Origin of the sequence: Streptomyces sp. NPDC006309 (assembly GCF_040613095.1) — a bacterium.
Lineage (GTDB): Bacteria > Actinomycetota > Actinomycetes > Streptomycetales > Streptomycetaceae > Streptomyces.
In genome coordinates, this window is the sequence record NZ_JBEXRO010000008.1 from 17745 (window position 1) to 43016 (window position 25272).

The window sequence follows — 25272 nt, forward strand, 5'->3', positions numbered from 1 at the left end:
TCCCGTGCCTGCCCCCTCCCGTGCCTGCCCCCTCCCGTGCCTGCCCCCTCCCGTGCCTGCCCCCTCCCGTGCCTGCCCCCTCCCGTGCCTGCCCCTCTCGCCCGGACGGCCGGTCCGCCCCCTCCTTCTCCCGTACGGCGAGCCGCTCCGCCCCCGCAACGCCAACGCAAGCTACTTGCATCGCTTGCGCTAGGCTTGCGTCCATGACGCGACGACTTGCGGAAGTGGCGAAGAAGGTCGGGGTCAGCGAGGCCACGGTCAGCCGGGTGCTCAACGGCAAGCCCGGGGTCTCCGACGCCACGCGGCAGGCGGTGCTGACGGCTCTCGACATCCTCGGCTACGAGCGCCCCACCCAGCTGCGCGGCGAACGCGCCCGGCTCGTCGGCCTGGTCCTGCCCGAGCTGCAGAACCCCATCTTCCCGGCGTTCGCCGAGGTCATCGGGGGTGCGCTGGCCCAGCTCGGGCTCACCCCGGTGCTGTGCACGCAGACCAAGGGCGGCGTCTCGGAGGCGGACTACGTCGAACTGCTGCTCCAGCAGCAGGTCTCCGGCGTCGTCTTCGCCGGCGGTCTGTACGCCCAGGCCGACGCGCCGCACGACCACTACCGGCTGCTCGCGGAGCGCAACATCCCGGTCGTCCTGGTCAACGCGGCCATCGAAGACCTGGGGTTCCCGGCCGTCTCCTGCGACGACACGGTGGCCGTCGAACAGGCCTGGCGTCACCTGGCGTCCCTCGGCCACGAGCGGATCGGGCTGCTGCTCGGCCCCGGCGACCACGTGCCCTCGGCGCGCAAACTGGCCGCCGCCCGGGCGATCGCCGGTGACCTGCCGGAGGAGTTCGTCGCGCGGGCCATCTTCTCCCTGGAGGGCGGGCACGCCGCTGCCTCCAGGCTGATCGACCGCGGTGTCACCGGGATCATCTGCGCCAGCGACCCCCTGGCGCTCGGCGCCGTACGCGCCGCCCGCCGCAAGGGTCTGGACGTCCCCGGCCGCGTCTCCGTCGTGGGTTACGACGACTCGGCGTTCATGAACTGCACCGAGCCCCCGCTCACCACCGTCCGGCAGCCCATCGAGGCCATGGGGCGCGCGGCCGTGGAGCTGCTGAACGCGCGGATCGCCGGCACCGCCGTACCCGCCGAGGAGCTGCTGTTCGAGCCCGAACTGGTGGTCCGCGGCTCCACCGCGCAAGCGCCCCGCGACTGAACCCGCGGTGATCCAGCAGGCTGTCGAATAATTACAGATTACGCGCGACATCTTGCGGAGCGTCGGCGGTGGTGCTTGAGTGTGCGGCGCCCACCGCTCCTGCCACGCGTGCCATGAGGGGTCCACCGATGACAACCACCGGGTTCCGCCGTACCGTCGTCGCGATCGGCGTCTGTTCCTCCCTCGCCCTCGCCGCCACCGCCTGCGGGACGGGCGACGACGGCTCGGCGAGCGGCAAGACCCGTATCACCGTCAACTGCGAGCCGCCGAGGAGCGCCAAGGTCGACCGCGCCTTTTTCGAGGACGACGTCGCCGCCTTCGAGAAGCGGAACCCGGACATCGACGTCGTGGCGCACGACGCCTTCCCCTGCCAGGACCCGAAGACCTTCGACGCCAAGCTCGCCGGGGGCCAGATGGAGGACGTGTTCTACACGTACTTCACCGACGCGCGGCACGTCGTCGACATCCGCCAGGCAGCCGACCTCACGCCGTACCTCAGCGAGCTGAAGAGCTACGGCAGCATCCAGAAGCAACTGCGGGACATCTACACCGTGGACGGCAAGGTCTACGGCGTTCCGCGCACCGGATACTCCATGGGCCTGATCTACAACCGCGCACTGTTCCGCAAGGCCGGCCTCGACCCCGACCGGCCCCCCGCGACCTGGGACGAGGTCCGCGCCGCCGCCAGGAGGATCGCCGCGCTCGGCAGCGGCACGGTCGGATACGCCGACTACAGCGCGCAGAACCAGGGCGGCTGGCACTTCACCGCCGAGCTGTACTCCCGGGGCGGGGACGTCGTCAGCGCGGACGGCAGGAAGGCCACCGTCGACAGCCCCGAGGGCCGGGCCGTCCTGCGCGAACTGCACGACATGCGGTGGACCGACGACTCGATGGGCAGCAGACAGCTCCTCGTCATCAACGACGTGCAGCAGCTGATGGGCGCGGGACGGCTCGGCATGTACCTCGCCGCCCCCGACAACATCCCGATCCTGGTCAAGGAGAAGGGCGGCGACTACAAGGACCTCGCCCTCGCACCCATGCCCGGCGGCAGGGCCACCCTCATCGGCGGTGACGGCTACATGTTCAACAAGCACGACACGCCCGCCCAGATCCGCGCCGGCCTCAAGTGGCTCGACCACATGTTCCTCACCCCGGGCAAGGGATTCCTCGGCGACTACGCCCGCGCCAGGAAGCACGACGCCCCCGTCGGCCTGCCCGAGCCCCGCCTGTTCACCGGCACCGCCGACGCCACCGACCAGCGGGCCAAGAAGGCCGACGCCAACGTGCCGGTGGAGAACTACCGGTCCTTCCTCGAAGGCAACACCCGGCTCCGCATGCGGATCGAGCCCCCGCACGCCCAGCAGATCTACTCCGTCCTCGACGCCGTCGTCTCCGCCGTCCTCACCAAGAAGGACGCCGACATCGACCAGCTCCTCGAAGAGGCCTCCGGCAAGATCGACTCCATCCTGGCCCGGAGCTGACCGCCATGACGAAGACGGCCGAGCGGCGGCCCCCGGCACCGGCCGCCGTCCCCCCGGTCCCGGCACCGCCACCGGCGGGGGACCGCAGGCGGCGCGCCCTCGCCGACCAGGCCCGCGCCTACGGCTTCCTCCTCGGCGGCCTGATCTGCTTCGCCCTGTTCTCCTGGTACCCGGCGATCCGCGCGGTCGTCATCGCCTTCCAGAAGTACACCCCGGGCTCACCGCCCGAGTGGGCCGGCACCGCCAACTTCACCCGGGTCCTGCACGACCCCGAGTTCGCCGCCGCCTGGCGCAACACCCTGACCTTCACCCTGCTCGCCCTGCTCATCGGGTTCGTGGTCCCCTTCGTACTCGCTCTCGTCCTCAACGAGCTGCGGCACGCCAGAGCCTTCTTCCGGGTCGTGGTCTACCTGCCGGTGATGATCCCGCCCGTGGTCAGCGCCCTGCTGTGGAAATGGTTCTACGACCCCGGAACCGGCCTGGCCAACGAGACCCTCCGCTTCCTGCACCTGCCCACCTCGAACTGGTCCAACGGCACCGACACCGCCCTCGTCTCCCTGGTCTTCGTCGCCACCTGGGCCAACATGGGCGGCACCGTCCTCATCTACCTCGCCGCCCTCCAGTCCGTCCCCGGCGAGCTGTACGAGGCCGCCGAACTGGACGGCGCGAACCTCCTCCAGCGCGTCCGGCACGTCACCGTCCCGCAGACCCGGTTCGTCATCCTGATGCTGATGCTCCTCCAGATCATCGCCACCATGCAGGTGTTCACCGAACCGTTCGTCATCACGGGCGGCGGCCCGGAGAACGCGACCGTCACCGTCCTGTACCTGATCTACAAGTACGCCTTCCTCTACAACGACTTCGGTGGCGCCTGCGCCCTCAGCGTCCTGCTGCTGCTCCTGCTCGGCGCCTTCTCCGCGCTCTACCTGAGGCTCACCCGCTCCGAGGGGGACGCATGAGCACCGGCACCCGCACCCTGATCTCCCCGGCCACCCTCGGCCGCCCGCGCGGAAGAGCCTTGTACTGGACGGTGTTCACGGCCGTCGTCGTCCTCTTCGCGCTCGCCTTCCTCTTCCCGGTGTACTGGATGGTGACCGGCGCGATGAAGTCCCCGGACGAGGTGGCGCGCACCCCGCCGGCGCTCCTGCCCGAGCACTGGCGCCTCGGCGGCTACACCGACGCCTGGGACCTGATGCAGCTCCCGCAGCACCTGGGCAACACCGTCGTCCAGGCCGTGGGCGCCTGGGCCTTCCAGCTGGTGTTCTGCACGGCCGCCGCCTACTCCCTGTCCAGGCTGAGACCCACCTTCGGCAAGGTGGTCCTCGGCGGCATCCTCGCCACCCTCATGGTCCCGGCACAGGCGCTGGTCGTCCCCAAGTACCTGACCGTCGCCGACCTGCCGCTGATCCACACCAGCCTGCTCAACGACCCCCTCGCCATCTGGCTGCCGGCCGTCGCCAACGCCTTCAACCTCTACCTGCTCAAACGGTTCTTCGACCAGCTGCCCCGCGACGTGCTGGAGGCCGCCGAGATCGACGGCGCGGGCAGACTGCGGATCCTGTGGTCGGTCGTCCTGCCCATGTCCCGGCCGGTCCTCGGGGTGGTGTCCATCTTCGCGCTGGTCGCCGTCTGGCAGGACTTCCTGTGGCCGCTGATGGTCTTCTCCGACACCGGCAAACAGCCGATCAGCGTGGCCCTCGTCCAGCTGTCGCAGAACATCCAGCTCACCGTGCTCATCGCCGCCATGGTGATCGCCAGCGTCCCGATGGTGGCACTGTTCCTCGTCTTCCAGCGGCACATCATCGCCGGGATCAGCGCGGGCAGCACCAAGGGCTGACACCGGCACCCCCTCCCCGGCCCCGTCTACCGAAAGGCACGCTCCGTGGGACAGCCCCGCCATGCCCCCGAGGACCCCGACTGGTGGCGCACGGCCGTCATCTACCAGGTGTACGTCCGCAGCTTCGCGGACGGCGACGGCGACGGCACCGGCGACCTCGCGGGCGTCCGCTCCCGGCTGCCGTACCTCGCCGGACTCGGCGTGGACGCCCTGTGGTTCAGCCCCTGGTACCCCTCGCCCATGAAGGACGGCGGCTACGACGTCGCCGACTACCGCGCCATCGACCCGGCCTTCGGGACCCTCGCCGAGGCGGAGAAACTCATCGCCGAGGCCCGGGAGCTGGGCATCCGCACGATCGTCGACATCGTGCCCAACCACGTCTCCGACCAGCACCCCTGGTTCCGGGCGGCCCGCGCAGCCGGACCGGGCAGCGCCGAGCGGGAGCTGTTCCACTTCCGGCGGGGACGCGGCGCGGACGGCGAACTCCCGCCGAACGACTGGCCGTCACAGTTCGCCGGCTCCACCGCACCGGTGTGGACGCGGCTGCCCGACGGCGACTGGTACCTGCACCTGTTCACCCCCGAGCAGCCGGACCTCAACTGGGCCCACCCGGCCGTCCGCCAGGAACACGAGGACGTGCTGCGCTTCTGGTTCGAGCGGGGCGTCGCCGGAGTCCGCATCGACTCGGCCGCCCTCCTCGCCAAGGACCCGGACCTGCCCGACCTCGCCACCCGGCCCCGGCCGCACCCCTTCGTCGACCGCGACGAACTCCACGCCGTCTACCGCTCCTGGCGGCGCGTGGCGGACGAGTACGGCGGTGTGTTCGTCGGCGAGGTCTGGCTCCCCGACCCCGAACGCTTCGCCCGCTACCTGCGCCCCGACGAACTCCACACCGCCTTCAACTTCGCCTTTCTGTCCTGCCCCTGGGATGCCGCACGGCTGCGCGCCGCCATCGACACCACCCTCGCCGAGCACGCCCCCGTCGGCGCCCCGGCCACCTGGGTGCTGTGCAACCACGACGTCACCCGCACCGTGACCCGGTACGGCCGTGAGGACACCGCCTTCGACTTCGCCACCAAGGCCTTCGGCACGCCGGCGGACCTGGCGCTCGGCACGCGCAGGGCGCGGGCCGCGGCCCTGCTGTCACTGGCACTGCCCGGTGCGGTGTACCTCTACCAGGGGGAGGAGCTGGGCCTGCCGGAGGCCGACGTCCCGGCCGACCGCGTCCAGGACCCGATGTACTTCCGGTCCGGCGGCGCCGCTCCCGGCCGCGACGGCTGCCGGATCCCGCTGCCGTGGGCCGAGGACATGCCGTACGCGGGCTTCGGTGCCCACGAGGAGCCGTGGCTGCCGCAGCCGGCCGACTGGCCGTCGTACGCGGTCGACCGCCAGGAACGCGACCCGGACTCCATGCTGACCCTCTACCGCCGGGCCATCGCCCTGCGCCCCATGTTCGGCGACGGCCCCCTGACCTGGCTGCCCGCCCCCGACGGCGTCCTCGCCTTCTCCCGTGCCGGGGGAGCCCTGTGCGTGGTGAACCTCGCGCCCACGCCCGCCGTCCTCCCCCCGCACTCCCGGTCCCTGCTGACGAGCGGCCCGCTGGACGAAGCGGGCCGGCTGCCCCCGGACACGGCGGCCTGGCTGCGCGCCTGAGCCGCCCCTCGTGCACACCGCCCGATACGCACCCCGCCATACGCACCCCGCTATCCCCGCACCCCCACGACGAAGGGATCAGCACATGCACACCAGCACCGCCGGACACGTCCGGCGCATGCCGGCCATCGGGGCGGTCGTCGCCCTCGCCGCCGGCATGCTCGTCACCCTCGCCCCGGCCGCCCACGCGGCGGCGGGCGCCACGCTCCCCTTCACCTCCGTGGAGGCCGAGTCGGCGGCCACCACCGGCACGCGGATCGGCCCCGACTACACCCAGGGCACCCTCGCCTCGGAGGCCTCCGGCCGGCAGGCCGTACGGCTGACGGCCGGGCAGCGGGTGGAGTTCACCGTGCCGCGCGCGTCCAACGCGCTGAACATCGCCTACAACGTTCCCGACGGGCAGTCCGGCGCGCTGAACGTCTACGTCAACGGCGTCCGGCTCGCCCGGACGCTGCCGGTCACCTCCAAGTACTCGTACGTCGACACCGGATGGATCACCGGCGCCCGGACGCACCACTTCTTCGACAACGCCCGGCTGCTGCTCGGGCAGAACGTCCAGGCCGGCGACAAGATCGCCGTCGAGCCGACCGGCACCCAGGTGACCGTCGACGTCGCCGACTTCGAGCAGGTCGCCCCGGCCGCCACCCAGCCCGCCGGGTCGGTGTCCGTCGTCTCCAAGGGCGCCGACCCCAGCGGCAACGGCGACTCCACCCAGGCGTTCCGCGACGCCATCGCCGCCGCCCAGGGCGGCACGGTGTGGATCCCGCCGGGCGACTACCGCCTGACGTCCGCCCTGAGCGGCGTGCAGAACGTGACGCTCCAGGGCGCCGGCAGCTGGTACTCCGTCGTGCACACCTCCCGCTTCGTCGACCAGAGCGGCTCCTCCGGGAACGTCCACATCAAGGACTTCGCGGTCATCGGCGAGGTCACCGAACGCGTCGACTCCAGCCCCGACAACTTCGTCAACGGCTCCCTCGGGCCGAACTCCTCCGTGTCCGGCATGTGGATCCAGCACCTGAAGGTCGGCCTGTGGCTGACCGGCAACAACGACAACCTGGTGGTGGAGAACAACCGCATCCTCGACACCACCGCCGACGGCATCAACCTCAACGGCACCGCCAAGGGCGTCCGGGTCCGCAACAACTTCCTGCGCGACCAGGGCGACGACGCCCTCGCCATGTGGTCGCTGTACTCCCCGGACACCGACTCCAGCTTCGAGAACAACACCGTCTCGCAGCCCAACCTCGCCAACGGCATCGCGATCTACGGCGGCACCGACATCGCCGTACGGAACAACCTGGTCTCCGACACCAACGCCCTCGGCAGCGGCATCGCGATCTCCAACCAGAAGTTCCTGGACCCGTTCAGCCCGCTCGCTGGGACGATCACCGTGAGCGGCAACACCCTCGTGCGCACCGGCGCCATGAACCCCAACTGGAACCACCCCATGGGTGCCCTGCGCGTCGACTCCTACGACAGCGCGATCAACGCGACCGTGAACATCACCGACACGACGATCACCGACAGCCCGTACAGCGCCTTCGAGTTCGTCTCCGGCGGCGGCCAGGGCTACCCGGTCCGCAACGTCAACGTGACCGGCGCGACCGTACGGAACACCGGTACGGTCGTGGTCCAGGCCGAGGCGCAGGGCGCGGCCACCTTCAAGAACGTCACCGCCACCCAGGTCGGGGCGGCCGGTGTCTACAACTGCCCCTACCCGGCGAACTCCGGCTCCTTCGCGCTCACCGACGGAGGCGGCAACTCCGGCTGGTCCACCACCTGGTCGGACTGCTCCACCTGGCCCCAGCCCGGCCAGGGCAACCCCGAACCCGACCCGAACCGCAACCTCGCCAAGGGCCGCCCGGCCACCGCGACGGGCTCCCAGGACGTCTACACGCCCGGCAAAGCGGACGACGGCGACGCCAGTACGTACTGGGAGTCCGCCAACAACGCCTTTCCGCAGTCCTGGACGGCCGACCTCGGCTCGGCGTACGCCGTACGCCGCCTGGTGCTGAAACTGCCGCCGTCCCAGGCCTGGGGCGCCCGCGCCCAGACGATCACCGTGCTCGGCAGCACGGACGGCTCCGGCTACACGACCGTGGTCGCCGCCCACGCCTACCGCTTCGACCCGGCCACCGGCAACACCGTGACCGTCCCCCTGCCCAGCGGCACGAACCTGCGTCACCTCCGTCTGACGGTCACCGCCAACACGGCGTGGCCGGCCGGACAGTTCAGCGAGGTGGAGGCGTATCTGACCCCGTGACGCGAGGCACCGGGGCGGACCGTGGCGGCTCCGCCCCGCTGCCGGGGCGCGTGCCGGCCGGCGTCCCCCGGCGCGCGCGTCCCGGCTCCACCCGTACCGCCGACTTTCACGCGGGCGCCACCGGAGACTTCCCTGACGTTTGCTGCTCTTGGAACACTCGCTCCGCGCACATTCCGTCAACTGACCGGTTCGCGGACGTACGTCAGGACGAGAGGACCCTCACTCATGCCCGAAGTCAACCGGCGGCGCTTCCTCCAAGTGGCCGGTGCCGGCACGGCGTTCAGCGCGCTGGCCGGCAGCATCCAGCGGGCGGCCGCCCTGCCCGCCCACTACGGCACCGGATCGCTGGACGACGTGGAGCACATCGTCGTCCTGATGCAGGAGAACCGTTCCTTCGACCACTACTTCGGCTCGCTGCGCGGAGTCCGGGGCTTCGGCGACCCCCGTCCGGTCAGCCAGAACGGCAGGTCCGTCTGGAAGCAGTCCGACGGCACCAAGGACATCCTGCCCTTCCACCCCGACGCCGACGACCTGGGCCTGGCCTTCATCCAGGACCTCCCGCACGGCTGGAACGACGGACACACCGCGTTCAACGGCGGCAAGTACGACAAGTGGGTGCCCGCCAAGTCCGCCACGACGATGGCGTACCTGACCCGCGACGACATCCCCTTCCACTACGCCCTCGCGGACGCCTTCACCGTCTGCGACGCCTACCACTGCTCGCTGATCGGCTCCACCGACCCCAACCGCTACTACCTGTGGTCGGGTTACACCGGCAACGACGGCAAGGGCGGCGGACCGGTCCTCGGCAACGAGGAGGCGGGCTACGGCTGGACGACGTACCCCGAGCGCCTGGAGCAGGCCGGGGTCTCCTGGAAGATCTACCAGGACGTCGGTGACGGTCTGGACGCGGCCGGCTCCTGGGGCTGGATCGACGACGCCTACCGCGGCAACTACGGCGACAACTCGCTCCTCTACTTCAACCAGTACCGCAACGCCCGGCCCGGCGACCCGCTGTACGACAAGGCCCGCACCGGCACCGACGCCCGCAAGGGCGAGGGCTTCTTCGACCGGCTGAAGGCGGACGTCCAGGCGGCCCGGCTGCCCCAGGTCTCCTGGATCGTGGCCCCCGAGGCCTTCACCGAGCACCCCAACTGGCCCGCGAACTACGGCGCCTGGTACGTCTCCCAGGTACTGGACGCGCTCACCTCCGACCCCGAGGTGTGGGGCAGGACCGCGCTCTTCATCACCTACGACGAGAACGACGGCTTCTTCGACCACGTGATCCCGCCCTACCCGCCGGCCTCCGCCGCCCAGGGCCGGTCGACGGTGGACCCGGCGCCCGACCTGTTCAAGGGCGACGGCAGCCACGTCGCGGGACCGTACGGGCTGGGGCAGCGGGTGCCGATGCTCGTCGTCTCTCCCTGGAGCAAGGGCGGTTACGTCTGCTCCGAGACCTTCGACCACACCTCGGTCATCCGGTTCATCGAGCGCCGCTTCGGTGTGCGCGAGCCGAACATCTCACCCTGGCGGCGGGCCGTCTGCGGCGACCTGACCAGCGCCTTCGACTTCTCCCGCAAGGACACGGCGCCGGTCGCACTGCCCTCCACGACCGGTTACCGGCCGCCGGACGGCGCCCGCCACCCGGACTACGTCCCCAAGCCGCCCGCCCACCCCGCCCTGCCCGTGCAGGAGCCCGGCAGCCGGCCCACCCGCCCGCTGAGGTACGCGCCCACGACGGACGGTTCCGCGGACACCGCGGCCGGGAAGTTCACGCTCACCTTCGCCTCGGGGGCGCAGGCGGGCGCCGCCTTCCTCGTCACGTCCGGCAACCGCACCGACGGCCCCTGGACGTACACCACGGAGGCCGGCAAGAGCCTCTCGGACACCTGGAACTCCGTCTACTCCGGCGGCACCTACGACCTCGCCGTGCACGGCCCCAACGGCTTCCTGCGCGTCTTCAAGGGCCGCAACAAGGTCGCCGGCCCCGAGGTCACCGCCCGGCACGCGGGCGACGACATCCAGCTCACCTTCACCAACAAGGGCTCCGGCACCGTCAGGCTGACGCTGGCCGACGGCTACGGCGGCAGCCCCGTCGCGATAAGCGTGCGGCCCGGCGCGACCGTCAGGCAGACCGTCGGACTGGCGGCGAGCAAGCGCTGGTACGACCTGACCGTCACGTCCGAGGCCGACCCGGCCTTCCTGCGGGGCTTCGCCGGCCACGTCGAGAACGGGCTGCCCGGCGTCAGCGACCCGGCCATCGTGACGGGATGAACGCGCGATGAACACCGCTCCGTGCGGACTGGTCAGGTACCGGTCAGAACAAGGTAGTGTGCCCCGGTGACCACGCAATCAAACACCCCGGCAGGCTGGTACCCGGATCCGCACGGGGCGGTCCAGACGCTCCGTTACTGGGACGGCGCGCAGTGGACCGAGCACACCAACCCGGCCCAGCAGCCCGCCGGGCAGGTTCCGCCGCAGCAGGCCCCGGCCCAGCAGGCCGCCTTCCCGCAGCAGCAGACCGCCGACAGCAAGGTGCAGCGGCAGGTGCAGCGGCAGGCCGGCGTCACGGCCGGCGGCCCCGGCGGCGGCACCCTTTTCACCGAGCCCGTCCTGGTCGTGAACCAGAAGGCCAAGCTGATCGAGCTGACCAACGAGTACACGGTCATGGATCAGAACGGCCGGCAGCTCGGATCGGTCACCCAGGTCGGACAGGGCGTACTGAAGAAGATTCTGCGCTTCGTCTCCAGCATCGACCAGTTCATGACCCACAAGCTGGAGATCCGCGACGCCTACGGCCAGCCGCAGCTGCTGCTGACCCGTCCCGCGAAGATCTTCAAGTCCCGGGTGATCGTGACGCGCCCGGACGGTTCGCCGGTCGGCGAGATCGTCCAGAAGAACATGATCGGCAAGATCAATTTCGCGATGACGGCGGACGGCCGGCAGGTCGGCGCGATCAAGGCGGAGAACTGGCGGGCCTGGAACTTCGCGATCGTCGACCACGCGGACAACGAGGTCGCCCGGATCACCAAGACCTGGGAAGGTCTCGCCAAGACGCTGTTCACGACCGCGGACAACTACGTCCTCCAGATCCACTACCAGCTCCCCGAGCCGCTGCTGAGCCTCGTGGTGGCCACGGCGCTGACGGTGGACACCGCGCTGAAGCAGGACTCGCGCGGCTGGGGCTGACCGGCGGGCCGGAACGGGCACGGCGACGGCGGCCGGTGCGGGCGGAGGACTTCCGCGCGCGCCGGCCGCCGTCGCCGTACCCGGTCACAGGGCCGTGAGATGCCCCGGCTGCTCCGTCTGCCGCGGCAGCAGCACCGGTTCGGCCGTCGCCGTCGCGGGCTCCAGGGCCAGCACCGCCGCCACCGGATGCTCGTCGTGGCCCTGGTGTTCTCGGAGTAGTTCTGGTCCGGCGTGCCGTCCGGGCTCCTCCGTGCGGCCGGGCGCGGGGGCCGCCCGCGTCAGCAGCACCACCCCCGACGCGGCCAGCGCCGCACCGGCCAGGGCCAGCAGCACCCCGCCGGCGCCGCCCTTGAGGCCCTGCCCCAGCAGGGCGAGGCCGATCACCGCGGCGGCCACCGGGTTGGCGAGGGTGACGACGGCCAGCGGGGCGCCGAGGCCGCCGCGGTAGGCCGTCTGCGACAACAGCAGCCCGCCCACGGCGAACGCGGCGACCAGCACGGCCACGACGATCACCTCGGTGCCGGGCGCCGGTCCGGACCGGTCCGTGGCCGCGACGGTCACCGTCTGGGTGAGCGCGGAGGCGACACCGGAGGCGAAGCCGGACGCGGTCGCGTGCCGCAGGCCCGGCCGGGCGCCGGGCCGGGACAGCAGTCCGATGGCCGCGGCCGTCGTACCGGCGACCGCCAGGGCCTCGGTCAGCGACAGCACCCGGGCGGGTGCGGGGCCGGAGGCGGCGACGAGCAGGGCGCCGAGACCGAGCAGGGTCAGTGCCGTGCCGCGCCACTCCATCGCGCTGACCCGCCGGCCGGCCGCCCGCGCGCCCAGGGGCACCGCCGCGACCAGGGTGAGGGCGCCCAGCGGCTGGACGACGGTCAGCGGGCCGTACTTCAGGGCGACGACGTGCAGCAGCGCGGCGACGGCGTTCAGGCCGACCGCGGACCACCAGGCGCCGGTGCCCAGCAGCCGCAGCAGACCGGTGCCGGCGCTGCGCGCGGCGAGGCGTTCCTGGGCGACGGCGGCCAGCGCGTAGGCGACGGCCGACACCAGGGACAGGGCCAGGGCGGTCACCGCGGCGGCGCTCATCGGGCCGCTCCCGCCAGGACGGGCTCCGGCGCGGCGAGCCGGCCGGCGCCGCGCCCGGCCGTGGTCGCCGTGTGCCGCGGCGGATGGATGACCGCGAGGGCCAGGCCGAGCATGGCCGTGGCGACGAGGGCGTCGAGCCAGTAGTGGTTCGCGGTGCCGGTGATCACCAGCAGGGTGAGCGCCGGGTGCAGCAGCCACAGGGCGCGCCACCGGGAGCGGGTCGCGGCGATCAGGCCGACCGCCACCATCAGCGCCCAGCCGAAGTGCAGCGAGGGCATGGCCGCGAACTGGTTGGACAGGTGGTCGCTGGACGGCGGGCCGTACACGGACGGTCCGTAGACCCGCGCGGTGTCCACCAGGCCGGTGCCGGTCAGCATCCGGGGCGGGGCCAGCGGGAAGGTGAACGGCAGTACCAGGGCGGCCGTGGTGACGACGGCGAGGACCCGGCGGGCCCAGACGTAGTGCGCGGGCCGCCGCACGTAGAGCCAGACCAGGAAGGCGAGCGTGGCCGGGAAGTGGACGGTCGCGTAGTAGGTGTTCGCCAGGTGGACGAGGGTGTCGCCGTGCAGCAACGCGGACTGCACGGCGTTCTCGTGGGGGAGATGCGCGGCCCGCTCCAGGTGCCACACGCGGCGGGCGTTGTGGACGGCCTCGGCGGTGTGCCCGGTGGCCAGCTGCCGGCCGAGCTTGTAGACCAGGAAGAGCCCGGCGACCAGCAGGAACTCACGTATCAGGGGTGGGCGTGCCGTGGTGTGCGGCTCCGCTTTCGCCCCCGAAGGCTCGGTTCGGGCATTCATCCCCCGGCCCCTTCGCTGACGGTGGTGCGTGTGGTGGTGCGTGCGCGTGGTGCGTGCGTTCCCGGGTGTCAGGTCCTGCCGGACCCGGACCCGGAATCGATCGATACGTTTCCGTACCGATACGCCAGTGTACCGATACGGCTGGGTACCGGTACACTGGCGTATCGATTGAGGTGCGACACACTGGAGACAGGCCCGGACACCCGGCCCGCCGCAGTGGGCCGCGCAGCCGGACGGGCCGTACACGAGTGAGGGGAAGCAGCGCATGACGTCGCAGGCCGCGGACGAACCGGAGACGGTCGTCGCCTCGCGCCGCTCCAAGATCACGCCGGAGCGTGAGCGGGAGTTCTTCGACGCCGTGCTGGAACAGATCCGCGAGTGCGGCTACGACTCCGTCACCATGGAGGGCGTCGCCGCCAGCACCCGGTGCAGCAAGTCCACGCTGTACCGGCAGTGGAAGACCAAACCGCAGTTCGTCGCGGCGGCGCTGCGCGCCAACCGCCGGGTGCGGTTCGCCGGCATCGACACCGGATCGCTCGCCGAGGACCTGCGCCAGGCCGCGCGGGCCGCGGGCGACTGGTCCGGCAAGGACACCCGGCTGCTCCAGGCCCTCGGGCACGCGGTGACGGCGGACCAGGAACTGGCCCAGGCGCTGCGCGAGGCGCTGGTCCTGCCGGAGATCGCCGCGCTGGAGGAGATGCTCGCCCGGGGCGTGGCCCGGGGCGAGGTTCCCGCGGAGAACCCGGCGCTCGCCTACGTGCCCGCCATGATGTTCGGCGTCCTGCGGGTGCGGCCGGTGCTGTGCGGCCAGTACGCCGACTCCGACTACCTCGCCGGTTTCGTGGAGGCGGCCGTGCTGCCCGCGCTGGGACTGGCCTGAAGACCCAGGCCGCCGTTCACGGGATGACTGAACGGTGACCTGACCGCGCCGCACCGTGGGGACGGGGGCGGCGCGCACCCCCGGCCGGGTGGGGTTCCTCTTGAGCGGAGAGGAAGCCCACCCGGCCGATCCGGGTCTCAGACGTCCTGGCCGTTCCCGGTGCCGGACGAGACCTTGATCCCCTTGACGATCTCGTCGATCACGGACACCCGCTGGCCGACGTCTACGCCGAAACGCACCAGGACGAACTGCCCGGGGTCGTGGGGCGAGGGGAAGGCGACCGACTCGACATAGCCGTCGGCGCCCTTGCTGGTGACCGCCTTCCAGCGGACCAGGTAGCCCTTCTGCCCGGCGACCGTCACCGCCTCGGAGGCCAGCACCTTGTGCGAGGTGATGCTGCCGTAGGTGGTACCGCCGTACGAGTCCTTGGCGTTGGCCGCGATGTCCGCCTCGGCGACCTTCTCGGCCGTGTCGGCCCCGCTGCCCAGCCCCGTCGCCGGAGCCGTGGAGACGCCGCCCGCGGTGCACGTCTTGGTGGTGTCGCCCGGGCACTTGTAGGAGTCGTCGGAGTTCACCATCACTCCGGCGCGGGTCGTCTCCCCCGTCCAGCCCTTCGGCACCGGCAGACTGATGCCGCTGATGGGGTCGGACACCGTGCCGCCGCCCCGGACCGTCGGCGGACCGGACCGGTCCGGAGACGGCGAGGCCCCGCCGGGCCCGCCCGGGCCACCGGAGCCGCCCTGACCGCCCGAGCCCTCGGACCCGCCCGAACCACCGGCCCCGCCGAACGGCCCGCCGCCGTCCTGCCCGCCGACCGGGCCCCGCCCCGAGCCCGCGCGGTCGCCGTCCCCGCCGTGCCCGGCGAGGGCGTACACGCCCACCCCGATGCTCGCCAGCACCGCGGCCGTCACCGCGACGGCTGTGCCCGTGCGCAGACCGCGCCGGGAGCCGGCCGGCGGCTGGGCGGGATACACCGGATATCCCGGAGGAGCGCCGTACCCCGCCGGGGCTGTGGGCGCCGGACCGGCCGGCTGTCCGGGGTGGGCCGGCTGTCCGGGGTGGGCCGGCTGCCCGGAAGGGGTCGGCGCCCCGGGAGGGGGCGGCGGCGGGCCGCCGTCCGCCGCCGGCTGCGATGGGGGACCCCACAAGGCGGCCGTGCCGGCGGGGCGGGTCCGGTCCGTCCAGGCCTTGCCGTCCCACCAGCGCTCGGTGGGCGGACCGTCATGCGTCTGCCCGGGGTCGGGATACCACCCGGGAGGAGTCACCTGCGTCATGTCCCCACCGTATGAGGCGACGGTGAAAGTGGGATGAGAGGATCCGCGGCGGATCGTGTCAAGCGGCACATTCCGCCCCGGATTTCCCCGCGTCCCGTCCCGTCCCACCCCTCCCGAACCTCCCCGGTGCCCCAAGAACATCGGAGTTGACGCCCCGTCCGCTGGTCGGGCGGGGTCGGGCGTCGCCGGCCCGCACCCCCGTTCACCCGGCGGGGCAGTACCTGCCGGGACCGGCCACCACACACCCCACCGGACGGCTACGCTCGTGCTCCGTACGTCGTTCGGGCGACCTGGGGAGGTAACGGATGACGGAGGGACGGCCGTCGGCGGCCGGTTCGGCTCCCCTGTGGGAGCGGGACACCGAGATCGCCACCGTCGTACAGGCGCTCGACGTGCTCTGTGCCGACCGGTCCTCCGCGGGCAGCCTGCTGATGTTCCGGGGCGACGCGGGACTCGGCAAGACCGCGCTGCTGGCCGAGACCCGCCGCATCGCCGAACGCCGCGGCTGCACGGTCTGGTCCGCGCGCGGCGCCGAGACCCTGAGGTCCGTGCCGTTCAACGTGGTACGGCAGCTGCTCCAGCCCGCACTGCTGTCCCTGCTGCCCGAGGAGGCCCGCGAGTACCTCGGCGACTGGTACGACATCGCCGGCCCGGCCCTCGGCATAGCCGACCCGCAGGAGGGCAACGCCGACCCGCAGTACGTCTGCGACGGACTCGTCGCGGCGGTACGCCGGCTGGCCCGCCGCGAATGGCCGCTCGTCCTGCTCCTCGACGACGCCCACTGGGCCGACCAGGAGACCCTGCGCTGGCTCGCCGCGTTCGCCGAACGCCTGGACGACCTGTCCGTCCTCGTCGTGGTCGCCCGCCGCCCGGACGGCACCGGCGGGGACGGTGCCCGCCACCTCGACGCGGTGGCCGCGGCGGGCCGCCCCGTCAGCAACCTCAGAAGCCTCACCCCGGACGCCACCGCCGGCCTCACCCGCGCCACCCTCGGCCGGCAGGCCGACGACGCCTTCTGCCGCGAGGTGTGGGCCGTCACCGACGGCAACCCCTACGACACCGTCGAACTCCTCGCCAAGGTGCGCGACAGCGAACTCCCGCCGGTCGAGGCACAGGCCGGGGAACTGCGCGCCCTCAACCGCGGCGCACGAGGCGGCGGACTCGTCGACCGGCTCAAGGCGCTCGGCCTGGAGGCCACCCGGTTCGCCTGGGCCGCCGCCATCCTCGGCACCGGCATCTCCGTCGACATGGTCGCCCGCCTCGCCACCATGACCGACGACGTCGCCCGGCACAGCGCCGAACTCCTCTGCAACGCCCGCATCCTCACCCCGCCCGACCCGGCAGGCGGCACCGAACACGAGGACGGCGAGCTGGAGTTCGTCCACCCGCTCATCGCCTCCGCCGTCTACCGGTCCATCCCGCCCGGCGTGTGCACCGCCATGCACGGGGTCGCCGCCCAGATCATCACCGAGCTGGGCCGCGGCGCCGCCGAGGCCGCCCGGCACCTGCTGAAGGTGCACCCGGACGACGACGAGGAACTCGTGCAGCAGCTGCGAGACGCCGCCCGCGAACACCTCGCCGTCGGCGCACCCGACGCGGCCCGCCGCTGCCTCGAACGCGCCCTGCGGGAACCGCCCCTCCCCGAGGTCCACGCGCACGTCCTGTACGAACTGGGCTGCGCCACCCTCCTGACCAACCCCGCCGTCACCATCGGCCACCTCCAGAGCGCGCTCGGCATGCGCGGCCTCGACGGGACCGAACGTGTCGACGCCGTCGTCCGCCTCTCCCAGGCGCTGCTCCACAACGACCAGCTGGAGGAGGCCGTCCGCACGGTCGAGGCCGAGGCCGCCCGGCACGACGCGGGCCACGTGCGAATGCGGCTCCAGGCCTTCCAGTTCATGTGGGAGGGCATCCACGGCGAGACCGTCTCCCCGGCCCGCTCCCGGCGCCTGGCCGAGCTGGCCGGCACCTGCACCGGCCGCGACAACGCCGAACGCGCCCTGCTCATCCTGCGCGGCTTCGACGCGATGACCCACGGCGAGAGCGCCGACGAGGTCGTCGCCCTGTGCGACCGCGCCCTCGTCAACGGCCGCCTCGCGCCCGGCCTCGGCTGGACGGACCCCGCGTGGGGCATGGAGCTGCTGATGATGCTCGGCAGCGCGTACGCCTACGCCGACCGGCTGGACCGCGCCGAGAGCCTGTTCACCGAGGCCCGGCGCGTCTACACCACGGCCGGCTGGCGCGGCGGCCACCTCTCCCTGGCCAACGCCTTCCTCGGGCTCGCCTACCGCAGACAGGGCAGGCTGCGCGACGCCGAGTCGGCCCTGCGCGAGGCCCTGGCCCTCGCCGAACGCGTCGGCCGGCGCCTGCCGTTGTACTGGTCGGCCGTCTGCGGGCTGGTCGACACCCTGCTGGCCCGGGGCCGCGTCGCGGAGGCCTGGTCGATCGCCGAACAGTACGGCTTCGCGCCGCCGTACCCGTCCACGATCGTGCTGCCCGACATCCGCTCCGTGCGCGGCCGGCTGCTGCTCGCCGTCGGCCGCACCGAGGACGGCGTCAACGAACTGGAGGCCGCCGAGAAGACCGCCGCCTCCCGCGGCGGCCACAACCCCGTCCTCGCGCCCTGGTCCGTCGACCTCGCCAAGGCCCTCGCCGGCCAGGACCCGGTCCGGGCCGCCCAGCTCGCGGCCGACGCCCGCCGGCAGGCCGAGCGGTTCGGCACCGACACCGCGATCGGTGAGGCCCTGCGCTGCGCCGCCGCCCTGGCGACGGGCCGGGAGGCGGTACGGCTCGCCGCCCGGGCCGTCACCTACCTGGAGGCCTCGCCCTGCCAGTACGAGCACGCGGCGGCCCGGATCGAGTACGGCATCGTGGCCCGCTCGGCCGCGGAGCTCGACCGGGGCCTGGACCTCGCCCGAGCCTGTGGCGCGGAAGGCCTGACGGCCCAGGCCCGCGAGGCCCTGGAATCGGGACACGCCCGCCCCTGACCCACCGACCGAGTCACCGACCACGGCGACTACCGGCCGACGGCGGCTTCCGGCCGACCGCGGCCAGTGGCCGACCGCGGCTTCCGGTCGACCGTGGTCCGGCTGACCGGGGCTTCCGGCCGACCGCGGCCAGTGGCCGACCGCGGCTTCCGGCCGACCGCGGCCACCGGCCGACCGCGGCCACCGGCCGACCGCGGCCAGTGGCCGACCACGGCTTCCGGCCGACCGCGGCCAGTGGCCGACCGCGGCTTCCGGTCGACCGTGGTCCGGCTGACCGGGGCTTCCGGCCGACCGCGGCCAGTGGCCGACCACGGCTTCCGGCCGACCGGTGCCACTGGCCGACCACGGCTTCCGGCCGACCGCGGCTTCCGGCCGACCGGTGCCACTGGCCGACCACGGCTTCCGGTCGACCGGTGCCACTGGCCGACCACGGCTCCCGGCTGACCGCGGCCAGTGGCCGACCGCGGTGTTCCGGCTGACCGTGGCCAGTGGCCGACCACGACTTCCGGCCGACCGTGGTCCGGCTGACCGGGGGTTCCGGTCGGTCCCGAGCGCGGCCGTGTGCCCCGCAGCCGCCAAGTGAGCGCGGTCGATGGGCGCGCGCGCCTGCTGTCCAGCCGCTCGCGTGCCCCTCGTCGCAGCCGTGGCCGCTGCGAGGGTCCGGCGCGGACCGGTCCGAAGCGACGTACGTCCGGGACCGGAGTTCGACCTGTCCGCCGGGTCGCGGACGCGGGCAACGCCCTGCGCAACCCGGCCGAGCCGCTCGCCACCCAGGGCTGAGCCCCCTCGCACTGCCGGGCCCTCACGCCGCCGGTACGAACACCACCCACACCTGCCCGGCGGCGAAGTCCAGCGGGCTGCCGTCCGCCGCCGTGAACGCCGTACCGGCCGCCGCCGACGGGCGCGACCAGCGGGCGTCGAAGGACCGCCCGTCGCGCAGCACCTCCGCCCGCCCGGAGCCCACCGTCTCGGTGTACGGCGTGTAATTGCCGAGCGCGTCGTGGTAGCGCGAGGTACGGATACGCACGTGCTGCACGACCACCGTGGCCGGCGCCGGCCCACCGCCGCCGGCCGTCCCGGCCGGGGTGCCGTCCATCGCCACCAGCCAGCCCCCGCGTCCGGCCGACCAGGTGAAGGTGAACCGGGCGGCGGGGTAGCGCACGGTCCTCGGGGGCGCGGAGGTGCCGCCGGACGGGGCCGGGCCGTAGCGGAAGCCCGTGGTCAGGGCCGTACCGCCGGGGGCGGAGGGCAGCAGGGCGGCCGGGCGGAGATAGAGGTTGTGCGGGGCGGCCCTGCCGGTGTCGCGGCGGTAGGCGCCGGGGGCCTCGTCGGGGGGCTCGGCCCGCAGCGGCGCCCGGGCGATCAGCGGCAGCAGTCTGTGCTGGGCGCCCGAGAAGGCGAGGACCGGCATGCGGAACTGGCGCAGCAGCTCGAGATCGGACTCGCGGGCGCTGCGTACGGGACCGACGGTTCGCGGGAGCCGGGTCGCGTAGACCGCCATCAGCCGGCTGAGACCGCCCTCCACCTGCTCCGCGTACACCACGTCCGCCGCCTCCAGCCCGGTCTGCGGGCGCGCCGCGGGCACGTTGTCGATCTTCACGGCGAGGGGGGAACCCGCCACTGCCGGCGCGGTCGGCGAGGCCGGCGCCGGGGTGCGGTGCGGGGCGCGGTGGTCGTCGTCCCGTCCGTGGCCGGTGCAGCCCGCCGCGAGCGAGGCCGACAGTGCGACGGCCAGCAGCGCGGCCGTCGGTGCCGTGCGCCGCCGGCGCGCCCTGTCCCTCGTGTCCACCGTGGGCCACCCCCGTCCGTCTTGTCCGATTGTGCGCTCATCGGTTCGCGGCTGGCCATACCCGGCCGCCCACGGGAACGGACCAAGATTCGCTGTCAGCGGCGTGGGTACCCGGCCGGCACCGCACGGGACGCAGGACGCAGCCACACGCGACCAAGGGAGTGCGACCGCATGAAAGCAGTCACCTGGCAGGGCAAGCGCAAGGTACGGGTCGAGGACGTGCCCGACCCGAGGATCGAGGAACCCACGGACGCCGTCATCCGGATCACGTCGACCGGACTGTGCGGCTCGGACCTGCACCTGTACGAGGTGCTGACCCCGTTCATGACCCCGGGGGACATCCTCGGCCACGAACCCATGGGAATCGTCGAGGAGGTGGGTCCGGAGGTGACCAACCTACGGCCCGGCGACCGTGTCGTGGTGCCCTTCCAGATCGCCTGCGGGCACTGCTTCATGTGCGACACCGGGCTGCCCACCCAGTGCGAGACCACCCAGGTCACCGGCGAGGGCATGGGCGCCCCCCTCTTCGGCTACACCCGCCTGTACGGTGCCGTCCCGGGCGGCCAGGCTGAGTATCTGCGGGTGCCGCAGGCGCAGTTCGGGCCCATCAAGGTGCCCGAGGGCCCGTCGGACGACCGGTTCGTCTACCTCTCCGACGTGCTGCCCACCGCCTGGCAGGCCGTCGAGTACGCCGCCGTCCCGCCCGGCGGCACCCTGGCGGTCCTCGGCCTCGGTCCCATCGGCGACATGGCCTGCCGTATCGCCAAGGCACGCGGCGCCGAGCGGGTGTTCGGTGTCGACCTCGTGCCCGAGCGTCTCGCCCGGGCGAAGCGGCGGGGCGTGGAGACGTACGACATTCGGGCCTTCGACAACGAGAAGGCGCTCGTCCACGCCATCCAGGACGAGACCGGCGGCCGGGGCCCCGACGCCGTGATCGACGCCGTCGGCACCGAGGCCCACGGCAGCGCCGCCGCCAAGCTCGCGCAGCAGGCCACCGCGCTGATGCCGCGCAAGATCAGCGGTCCGCTCGCCGAGCGCTTCAGCATCGACCGGCTCGGTGCCCTGTACATGGCCATCGACCTGGTCCGCCGCGGCGGCACCATCTCCCTCAGCGGTGTCTACGGCGGCATGGCCGACCCGATGCCGATGCTCACCCTCTTCGACAAGCAGATCCAGCTGCGCATGGGACAGGCCAACGTCCGCCGCTGGAGCGACCAGATCATGCCCTACCTGACGGACGAGGACCCGCTCGGCGTGGACGACTTCGCCACGCATCGGGTGCCGCTGTCGGAGGCTCCGCACGCGTACGAGATGTTCCAGCGCAAGCAGGACGGCGCCGTCAAGATTCTCATGCAGCCGTAGCGTGCGGCCGTGGCCCGGCCCAGCCGCATTCCCGTGCGGCCGCGGCCCGGCTCAGCCGCGGTCCTTCTCGCCGAGGATCTCCGCCAGGTCGTAGCGCACCGGCTCCTCCAGCTGGGCGTAGGTGCAGCTCTCCGGCGTACGGTCCGGCCGCCAGCGCCGGAACCGGGCCGTGTGCCGGAACCGCTGCCCGTTCTCCATGTGGTCGTACGCCACCTCGGCCACCCGGTCGGGGCGCAGCGGCACCCACGACAGGTCCTTCTTGCCGGACCAGCGGCTCGGCGCCCCCGGCAGCCGGGCGGTCTCGTGCGCGGCCTCGTCCGCCCACGCGGCCCAGGGGTGCGCGGACACGTCGTCCATGCGCGACGGCTCCAGCTCCTCGACCAGTTCCGCGCGGGTGCGCATCGGGAACGCGGCCGACACGCCCACGTGCTGGAGCCGGCCCTGGTCGTCGTACAGCCCGAGCAGCAGCGAGCCGACCACCGGGCCGCTCTTGTGGAAGCGGTACCCGGCCACCACGACGTCCGCCGTCCGCTCGTGCTTGATCTTGAACATGGCCCGCTCGTCCTGGAGATAGCGCAGGGTGAGCGGCTTGGCGACGACCCCGTCGAGACCGGCGCCCTCGAACTGCTCGAACCACTGCCGGGCCACCTCGATGTCGGTCGTCGCCGGCGCCAGGTGCACCGGCGGGGCCGCCTCGGCCAGCGCCCGGTCCAGCAGGGCGCGGCGGTCGGTCAGCTCCACGTCGAGCAGGGCGTGGTCGTCCAGGGCCAGCAGGTCGAAGGCGACGAAGGACGCCGGCGTCCGCTCCGCGAGCGTCCGCACCCGGGACGCCGCCGGATGGATCCGCTCGGTCAGCGCGTCGAAGTCCAGCCGGCCGTTCCGCGCGATCACGATCTCCCCGTCGACCACGCACCGCTCGGGCAGCCGCTCCCGCAGCGCCGCGACCAGCTCCGGGAAATACCTGGTCAGCGGCTTCCCGGTACGGCTGCCCAGTTCCACCTCGGCGCCGTCCCGGAACACGATCGACCGGAACCCGTCCCACTTCGCCTCGTAGTGCATACCCGGTGGGATCTTCGCCACCGACTTGGCGAGCATGGGTTTCACGGGCGGCATGACGGGCAGATCCATGGATCCGATTCTGCGCGCATACGTACCGGTCCGCCCGGTATGCGCGCCGCGCGGGGTGCGCCTACCGTGGCCGCATGGGCGATGCGGTGGAACTCGAGGTGGGCGGCCGGACGGTACGGCTGTCCAGCCCGGACAAGGTGTTCTTCCCGGAGCGGGGCTTCACGAAGCTGGACCTCGCCCGCTACTACGCCGCCGTCGCCCCCGGCATCCTGCGCGCCCTGCGCAACCGCCCCACCACCCTGGAGCGCTACCCGGACGGCGTCGGCGGCGAGTGGTTCTACCAGAAGCGGGCCCCCAAGGGCATGCCCCGGTGGATCCCGACCGCCCACATCACCTTCCCCAGCGGGCGCAGCGCCGACGAGATGTGCCCCACCGAGGAGGCGGCCGTGGTGTGGGCCGCCCAGTACGGCACCCTCACCTTCCACCCCTGGCCGGTGCGCGCCACCGACGTCGACCATCCCGACGAACTCCGCATCGACCTCGACCCGCAGCCCGGCACCGACTACGACGACGCGGTCCGCGCCGCCCACGAACTGCGCGCCGTCCTGGAGGAGTTCGGCGGGCTGCGCGGCTGGCCGAAGACCTCCGGGGGCCGGGGCCTGCACGTCTTCGTGCCCATCGAGCCCCGCTGGACCTTCACCCAGGTGCGCCGCGCCGCGATCGCGGTCGGCCGGGAGATGGAACGCCGGATGCCCGACCAGGTGACCATCAGATGGTGGAAGGAGGAGCGCGGACGCCGGATCTTCCTCGACTACAACCAGACGGCCCGCGACCGCACCATCGCCTCCGCCTACTCCGTACGCCCCCGCCCGCACGCCCCCGTCTCCGCGCCCCTGCGCTGGGAGGAGGTCGGCGTCGCCCACCCCCGTGACTTCGACCTCGCCACCATGCCGGCCCGGTTCGCCGAGGTCGGCGACGTGCACGCCGGCATGGACGACCACGCCTACTCCCTGGACGCGCTGCTCGACCTCGCCCGCCGGGACGAACACGACCACGGCCTGGGCGATCTGCCGTATCCCCCCGAGTACCCGAAGATGCCCGGCGAACCGAAACGCGTCCAGCCGAGCCGGGCCCGGCCCGAGCCGACGTCCTGACGGGGACAGCGCGCGTATCCGCGCTGTACGCGCGCTCCGACCAGCCCGGCCGAGCCCCTGCCGGCACCGGCCGGGCCGGCGCCCCGCGGCTATCCTGATCGGCAGCCGCCGATGAGGAGTCCCGAAGTGACCGAGGCAGTGTCGCGCCCCACGCTGGAGGCCGTGGCCGCGCGGGCCGGCGTCTCCCGGGCCACCGTGTCCCGGGTGGTCAACGGCGGGGACGGGGTCCGCAAGCCGCTCGCCGAGCGGGTGAGGCGGGCCGTGGAGGAACTGGGTTACGTCCCCAACCAGGCGGCGCGCAGCCTCGTCACCCGGCGGCACGACGCCGTCGCCGTCGTCATCGCCGAACCCGAGGCCCGGGTCTTCGCCGATCCCTTCTTCGCCCTTCAGCTGCGCGGCATCAGCAAGGAACTGACCGCCCACGACAACCAGCTCGTGCTGCTGCTCACCGAGGGCCGCGACGACCACGCCCGGGTGGCCCGGTACCTCGCCGGCGGCCATGTCGACGGCGCGCTCGTCTTCTCCCTCCACCTGGACGACCCGCTGCCGGGCCTCATCCACGACGCCGGCGTGCCCACCGTGTTCGGCGGCCGGCCTCACCGGGGGGAGAACAGCCGGGCGCAGGACCCGGGTGCCGTGTACGTGGACTGCGACAACCGCGGCGGGGCCCGCACGGCCGTACGGCACCTCGCCGGCCTCGGCCGCCGGCGCATCGCGCACATCACCGGCGCGCTGGACCAGACGTCGGCGGTGGACCGCTTCGACGGCTACCGGGACGTCATGGCCGGCGTCCCGGGCGGGAACGATCCCTCGCTGGTCGTGGAGAGCGACTTCACACCGGCCGGCGGGGAACGCGCGATGCGGGAACTGCTCGGCCGCCGCCCGGACGTGGACGCCGTGTTCGCCGCCAACGACCTCTCCGCGCTCGGCGCCCTGCGGGTGCTGCGGGAGAGCGGCCGGCGTGTGCCCGAGGACGTGGCCGTGGTCGGTTTCGACGACGTGATGCCGGTGGCCGAGCAGGCCGACCCACCGCTGACGACCGTCCGCCAGGACATAGAGGAGATGGGCCGTCTGATGGCGCGCCTGCTGCTCCAGGGCCTGACCGGCGACCGCGACGACCCGGCCGCGCAGGACCACCCGCGGCCCCCTGCCGGCGCCCCGGACACGACGCCGGCGGGAGTCATCCTCCCGACGACCCTGGTACGCCGCGCCTCGGCGTGACCCCCGGCCGGGCCCGATACGCCAGGGCCCGG

General features: G+C 73.0%; 18 protein-coding genes. 13 read left to right on the forward strand and 5 right to left on the reverse strand.

Annotated features, from left to right (window positions below; genetic code table 11):
- The first annotated feature begins 203 nt into the window (after positions 1 to 203).
- The 8 genes from ABZ117_RS13430 (at position 204) to ABZ117_RS13465 (ending at position 11625) form a co-directional block, all read left to right on the forward strand.
- The gene (locus ABZ117_RS13430) at positions 204 to 1202 is read left to right on the forward strand and encodes a LacI family DNA-binding transcriptional regulator (protein ID WP_356820269.1); all 999 of its coding nucleotides are present in this window, start codon (positions 204 to 206) and stop codon (positions 1200 to 1202) included.
- Positions 1203 to 1330: 128 nt separating this feature from the next.
- Entirely contained in the window at positions 1331 to 2683 is a 1353-nt protein-coding gene (locus ABZ117_RS13435; protein ID WP_356820271.1) for an extracellular solute-binding protein, read from the forward strand.
- 5 nt (positions 2684 to 2688) lie between these two features.
- Positions 2689 to 3642, forward strand: coding sequence for a sugar ABC transporter permease (locus ABZ117_RS13440; RefSeq protein WP_356820273.1), 954 nt, complete (start codon positions 2689 to 2691; stop codon positions 3640 to 3642).
- On the forward strand, positions 3639 to 4520 hold the full coding sequence (locus ABZ117_RS13445) for a carbohydrate ABC transporter permease (protein WP_356820275.1): 882 nt from the start codon (positions 3639 to 3641) through the stop codon (positions 4518 to 4520). The genes ABZ117_RS13440 and ABZ117_RS13445 overlap by 4 nt, the downstream gene beginning before the upstream one ends.
- A 45-nt stretch (positions 4521 to 4565) precedes the next feature.
- Complete coding sequence (locus ABZ117_RS13450) at positions 4566 to 6173, forward strand: glycoside hydrolase family 13 protein (RefSeq protein WP_356820277.1); 1608 nt, start codon at positions 4566 to 4568, stop codon at positions 6171 to 6173.
- A gap of 85 nt (positions 6174 to 6258) precedes the next feature.
- A complete protein-coding gene (locus tag ABZ117_RS13455; protein WP_356820279.1) occupies positions 6259 to 8436 on the forward strand; it encodes a discoidin domain-containing protein in 2178 nt (725 codons plus the stop codon).
- 225 nt (positions 8437 to 8661) lie between these two features.
- Positions 8662 to 10710 carry a phosphocholine-specific phospholipase C gene (locus tag ABZ117_RS13460; RefSeq protein WP_356820281.1) on the forward strand — a complete coding sequence of 683 codons (2049 nt, stop codon included), beginning with the start codon at positions 8662 to 8664 and terminating at the stop codon, positions 10708 to 10710.
- Positions 10711 to 10776: 66 nt separating this feature from the next.
- A complete protein-coding gene (locus ABZ117_RS13465) occupies positions 10777 to 11625 on the forward strand; it encodes a phospholipid scramblase-related protein (RefSeq protein ID WP_356820283.1) in 849 nt (282 codons plus the stop codon).
- Positions 11626 to 11709: 84 nt separating this feature from the next.
- Here the strand turns inward: ABZ117_RS13465 and ABZ117_RS13470 are convergent, their stop codons facing one another.
- Together ABZ117_RS13470 and ABZ117_RS13475 are read right to left on the reverse strand one after the other, a co-directional pair.
- The gene (locus ABZ117_RS13470) at positions 11710 to 12708 is read right to left on the reverse strand and encodes a hypothetical protein (protein ID WP_356820285.1); all 999 of its coding nucleotides are present in this window, start codon (positions 12706 to 12708) and stop codon (positions 11710 to 11712) included.
- Positions 12705 to 13505, reverse strand: a complete 801-nt coding sequence (locus tag ABZ117_RS13475; protein ID WP_356820287.1) for a phosphatase PAP2 family protein — start codon at positions 13503 to 13505, stop codon at positions 12705 to 12707. Before ABZ117_RS13475 ends, ABZ117_RS13470 begins: the two co-directional genes overlap by 4 nt.
- A 265-nt stretch (positions 13506 to 13770) precedes the next feature.
- Between ABZ117_RS13475 and ABZ117_RS13480 the strand changes: the two genes are divergently transcribed.
- Positions 13771 to 14385 carry a TetR/AcrR family transcriptional regulator C-terminal ligand-binding domain-containing protein gene (locus ABZ117_RS13480; protein ID WP_356820289.1) on the forward strand — a complete coding sequence of 205 codons (615 nt, stop codon included), beginning with the start codon at positions 13771 to 13773 and terminating at the stop codon, positions 14383 to 14385.
- Positions 14386 to 14522: 137 nt separating this feature from the next.
- On the opposite strand, the gene ABZ117_RS13485 is transcribed toward ABZ117_RS13480, so the two are convergent.
- Entirely contained in the window at positions 14523 to 15659 is a 1137-nt protein-coding gene (locus tag ABZ117_RS13485; protein WP_356820291.1) for a DUF2510 domain-containing protein, read from the reverse strand.
- Positions 15660 to 15964: 305 nt separating this feature from the next.
- On the opposite strand from ABZ117_RS13485, the gene ABZ117_RS13490 reads away from it, so the two are divergent.
- Complete coding sequence (locus tag ABZ117_RS13490) at positions 15965 to 18646, forward strand: AAA family ATPase (protein WP_356820293.1); 2682 nt, start codon at positions 15965 to 15967, stop codon at positions 18644 to 18646.
- Between the two features lie 802 nt (positions 18647 to 19448).
- On the opposite strand, the gene ABZ117_RS13495 is transcribed toward ABZ117_RS13490, so the two are convergent.
- Positions 19449 to 20435 (reverse strand): DUF3048 domain-containing protein, encoded by a 987-nt coding sequence (locus ABZ117_RS13495; protein ID WP_356820295.1) that lies wholly within the window; start codon positions 20433 to 20435, stop codon positions 19449 to 19451.
- Between the two features lie 171 nt (positions 20436 to 20606).
- On the opposite strand from ABZ117_RS13495, the gene ABZ117_RS13500 reads away from it, so the two are divergent.
- On the forward strand, positions 20607 to 21797 hold the full coding sequence (locus ABZ117_RS13500; RefSeq protein ID WP_356820297.1) for a zinc-dependent alcohol dehydrogenase: 1191 nt from the start codon (positions 20607 to 20609) through the stop codon (positions 21795 to 21797).
- A 51-nt stretch (positions 21798 to 21848) separates the two neighbouring features.
- On the opposite strand, the gene ABZ117_RS13505 is transcribed toward ABZ117_RS13500, so the two are convergent.
- Positions 21849 to 22925, reverse strand: a complete 1077-nt coding sequence (locus tag ABZ117_RS13505; protein WP_356820299.1) for an ATP-dependent DNA ligase — start codon at positions 22923 to 22925, stop codon at positions 21849 to 21851.
- A gap of 74 nt (positions 22926 to 22999) precedes the next feature.
- Here ABZ117_RS13505 and ligD point away from each other — a divergent pair, with 74 nt between their 5' ends.
- The gene (gene ligD / locus ABZ117_RS13510) at positions 23000 to 24019 is read left to right on the forward strand and encodes a non-homologous end-joining DNA ligase (protein WP_356820301.1); all 1020 of its coding nucleotides are present in this window, start codon (positions 23000 to 23002) and stop codon (positions 24017 to 24019) included.
- 126 nt (positions 24020 to 24145) lie between these two features.
- The gene (locus tag ABZ117_RS13515; RefSeq protein WP_356820303.1) at positions 24146 to 25240 is read left to right on the forward strand and encodes a LacI family DNA-binding transcriptional regulator; all 1095 of its coding nucleotides are present in this window, start codon (positions 24146 to 24148) and stop codon (positions 25238 to 25240) included.
- Positions 25241 to 25272: the final 32 nt, after the last annotated feature.

What these genes read in the sequence shown, in the direction of transcription:
- ABZ117_RS13445 (WP_356820275.1), top strand. Translation starts at nt 3,639, where the DNA reads ATGAGCACCGGCACCCGCACCCTGATCTCCCCGGCCACCCTCGGCCGC.
- ABZ117_RS13460 (WP_356820281.1), top strand. Translation starts at nt 8,662, where the DNA reads ATGCCCGAAGTCAACCGGCGGCGCTTCCTCCAAGTGGCCGGTGCCGGC.
- ABZ117_RS13470 (WP_356820285.1), bottom strand. Translation starts at nt 12,708, where the DNA reads ATGAGCGCCGCCGCGGTGACCGCCCTGGCCCTGTCCCTGGTGTCGGCC.
- ABZ117_RS13430 (WP_356820269.1), top strand. Translation starts at nt 204, where the DNA reads ATGACGCGACGACTTGCGGAAGTGGCGAAGAAGGTCGGGGTCAGCGAG.
- ABZ117_RS13435 (WP_356820271.1), top strand. Translation starts at nt 1,331, where the DNA reads ATGACAACCACCGGGTTCCGCCGTACCGTCGTCGCGATCGGCGTCTGT.
- ABZ117_RS13475 (WP_356820287.1), bottom strand. Translation starts at nt 13,505, where the DNA reads ATGAATGCCCGAACCGAGCCTTCGGGGGCGAAAGCGGAGCCGCACACC.
- ABZ117_RS13485 (WP_356820291.1), bottom strand. Translation starts at nt 15,659, where the DNA reads ATGACGCAGGTGACTCCTCCCGGGTGGTATCCCGACCCCGGGCAGACG.
- ABZ117_RS13480 (WP_356820289.1), top strand. Translation starts at nt 13,771, where the DNA reads ATGACGTCGCAGGCCGCGGACGAACCGGAGACGGTCGTCGCCTCGCGC.
- ABZ117_RS13440 (WP_356820273.1), top strand. Translation starts at nt 2,689, where the DNA reads ATGACGAAGACGGCCGAGCGGCGGCCCCCGGCACCGGCCGCCGTCCCC.
- ABZ117_RS13500 (WP_356820297.1), top strand. Translation starts at nt 20,607, where the DNA reads ATGAAAGCAGTCACCTGGCAGGGCAAGCGCAAGGTACGGGTCGAGGAC.
- ABZ117_RS13455 (WP_356820279.1), top strand. Translation starts at nt 6,259, where the DNA reads ATGCACACCAGCACCGCCGGACACGTCCGGCGCATGCCGGCCATCGGG.
- ABZ117_RS13505 (WP_356820299.1), bottom strand. Translation starts at nt 22,925, where the DNA reads ATGGATCTGCCCGTCATGCCGCCCGTGAAACCCATGCTCGCCAAGTCG.
- ABZ117_RS13490 (WP_356820293.1), top strand. Translation starts at nt 15,965, where the DNA reads ATGACGGAGGGACGGCCGTCGGCGGCCGGTTCGGCTCCCCTGTGGGAG.
- ligD (WP_356820301.1), top strand. Translation starts at nt 23,000, where the DNA reads ATGGGCGATGCGGTGGAACTCGAGGTGGGCGGCCGGACGGTACGGCTG.